The organism is Emticicia sp., assembly GCF_049241225.1.
Taxonomy (GTDB): domain Bacteria; phylum Bacteroidota; class Bacteroidia; order Cytophagales; family Spirosomataceae; genus Emticicia.
Genome location: NZ_JBMLRC010000050.1, coordinates 1 through 3,369, shown reverse-complemented (window position 1 = coordinate 3,369; position 3,369 = coordinate 1). Strand labels below are relative to the sequence as shown.

Annotated in this window: 1 protein-coding gene; it reads right to left on the bottom strand. The window is 40.1% G+C overall.

Annotated features, from left to right (window positions below; genetic code table 11):
- Window positions 1–93 precede the first annotated feature (93 nt).
- On the bottom strand, window positions 94–3,369 hold a 3,276-nt coding region (locus ACOVO2_RS03325; RefSeq protein ID WP_421768605.1), incomplete at its 5' end, for a VCBS repeat-containing protein.

Below are 3,369 nucleotides of genomic sequence, written 5' to 3'. Positions count from 1 at the left end.
CCAACAATACTACTTAAACCATAAAGGGCGGTGTCGCTCGCCAGTTTTTTTACTACACTCATATTTTAATTTTGTTAGTCACGATGCCCTTCGCTACTGATTTTTTCTGAGGGCGAGCTTGATTGCCATCAAGTAATCGTTATTTCTGGCCGCTAAGATAATATCTTCTTTGCCAATTTTTATCTTTTTCAGCCTTCTTACTTGTCCTTTTACTGGTAATCCTTGCATTTGAGTAGCTTCAAAGTCGCCTTTTTCTCGATTTATCAATACCGTACCGTAGTCGGCATCGTATCGGCCCATTTGAATATTACACTCATAGAAGTTGCCCATCAGTAGTACATCGGGCAGAGAATCGCCATTAGCATCAATGATTTGAGCATCGTTAAATGGCGTAAATTGGGCATTGGCTGGTAGTGGTTTGGTTGTGAAATTTCCTTTGCCGTCGTTTATCAAAATGGCATTACTAAAATAATCTGCTTCAAATAATGTGGCAGAATTTAAGAGGTCTTTACCGACAATATCAGCAATGCTGGCTTTGGCAAAATCTTTAGCCAGTAAGTATTTTTTCTTTGTAACGGGTAATTGCTTATCAATTTCTAGCTTATTGGCAAACGGAATTTCTTTGCCATTTAAGTAATAAGTCAGGATTTGTTCTCTTTTGCCATTTCCGTCATAATCATTCACGTACATGCGTATAGGTTGTGAAGTCGATGCTTGTAATCGGCTATTTTGCCCCAGATTTCCTGCCAAAATATCTATGTCGCCATCACCATCGAAATCGAATGGTAGCGTGAAATTCCACCAACCTTTTTCCTGACTTAAGACTTTTTTCGTGAATTTACCTTTGTTATTTTCAAACATCGTTATCGAATCCCACTCCAAAGCCAAAAGTAAATCTTGGTCGCCATCTTTGTCCATATCGGCAAAAGTAGCATTTTTTACTAAACCTGCTTGGGCAAGTTCGGGAGCAATGGCCGCCGTAACATCAGTAAATTTACCCGTCCCATCATTTTTGAGCAGATACGAACGAGGCATTGCACCATAATCCCACGGCACAGCCCGACCCGAAATAAATAAATCCATTTTGCCATCAGCATCAATATCAATCGGTTTGACCGAAGAAGCGGTCATGTAAATACCATTGAAAGCATCGGGCTTTAGCGTGAAATTTCCTTTGCCATCGTTGAGATAAAGTCGCTGGGTAAGGCTTTGTGCTTTACCAAAAAACTCATTTCCGCCCGTGGCAACTACTAAATCGAGGTGCGTATCGGCGTTTACATCAACAAAAATCGCATCAATATCTTCGTATAGACTGTCTTTTTCAATGGCAGGCTGCTTGGTTCGGGCGAACTTACCATCGGTTTTTTGTAATAAAATTTGACTTTTAAAATCTCTTGCCGAACCCACAAAAACATCTTCCAAACCATCGTGATTGACATCGGCCACGGCCAAAGCTGGCCCTTCGGTTGACATCATATTAGGAATCAGAATTTCACGGTCAAACTCAACAAAATTGTTTTCTTCGTGCTTTATTTCTAAGCCTATTTGCTGTGCAATATTCTGAAACTCTACTGTCTTTGACTTCGGAACTAAGGTTTTATAATCGAAAATAGGCAAATCTGCCGTGAAATTTACTTGAATTTTGTTTTTAGCGAAACTTGATTTATCGAGTTTCTGGTAAGTATTATTCGGCCAAATGATTACAATCGAATCAACTTCGGCGGCATTTCCAAGCCCAATGGTGAGTGGAATTTCCATACTTGACTGAAAACCTCGCACTGGGAATTTTTCGTAGGTAATGGTTTTATCTTTCTTGAAAACTAAACACTTCGTGCCAATAGCATTGAGATTTTGAGCGTCACCTTTGAGCGAAATCGTCAGCGATTTGTTTTGTGGGTTATTTTTATTCGCAAAGTTTTCGTAGATAAAGGCTTTTTCGTTGATGTTGTTGGTGATGATGTCTAAATCTCCATCGTTATCTAAATCGGCATAAACTGAGCCGTTTGAGAAAGAAAGTTTATCGTCAAGAATTTCGGCCTCAGCATCCTTGAATGCCAAATTAGCTTGATTGGAAAAGAATTTATTGAAAAGCTTGATTTCGGGCAATTTATCAACCAACGAAACATCCGTTTCATCGAATTTCTTTTCTCTGATTTTTTCTTGAATGACTTCATCGGAGGCAAACTTAATGTAGTCGATGTCGTTCATGCGTTTGCCAATGCCGTTCGATACGAACAAATCTTTGTAGCCATCATTATCGAAATCGACAAAGAGCGATGCCCACGACCAGTCGGTGGCATGAATGCCCGCAAACATACCAATTTCGGAGAAAGTACCGTTTTTGTTATTTAATTGGAGGTTATTTCTCGAAAACTGATGGTTATAGCCTTGTTTTAGTTTGTAATTAAAGATATTGTAGGCATCGTCGCCCTCTGAGCGTTTCAAAATTTCGGGGTCGTTGGGGAGCATATCCAACGATACGATTTCAGGGAAAGCATCATTATTGATGTCGGCAATATCAACTCCCATCGAAAACTGGCTCGTGTGCATCATTTGGCTGTTGATTTCGTCCTTGAATCCAGCACCCTTTTGATTGATGTAGAGGTAATCGTTTTCATGAAAATCATTGCCGATGTACATATCAGGGTAACCATCTAAATTGACATCGCCCACGCATACGCCCAAGCCATAGCCCAAAACCGTACCGATGATACCCGAATTTTGAGTTACATCCACATAGCGTGGGTGCGACGAGGCTCCATCTTTGGTAGCCATAAACAATTTATCGCCCGCTGTTGGGTGAAATGTTCCATCGAAATTGGCTCTTGCTCCGAAAGTACCATTGCTATGCACTGAGTGATTGAGCATGAACATATCTAAATCACCATCTAAATCGTAATCGAAAAAGGCCGCTTGCGTGCCGAACCCTCTTAAATCTAAGCCGTATTCCTTCGATAACTCTTCATAAACGGGAATGCCTTCGGGGGTGATTTTCTGACAAACATAGAGCAGATTTTGTCCTTTTAAGCCTTCATAATCGCCCACTTGACTAATGTAAATGTCGAGTTTTCCATCTTGGTTAATATCAACGATTGATACGCCAGTTGACCAACCTTTGTTTGATTTAAAATTACTTTTGGAGGTAATATCTTCAAATTTGAGTCCGCCTTTATTAAGGTAGAGCTTGTTTTCTTTGAGGTTTGAGGTGAAGCATAAATCGACTAAACCATCGTTGTTTAAGTCGCCAGCCCCAACACCGCCGCCGTTGTAGAAATACATATAGTTGAAGATATTTAAATCTTTGCTCGGCACTAAATCATTCGAAAAGTCGATGCCCGTTTGTTCGGGACTTAATAATTGGAATTTATA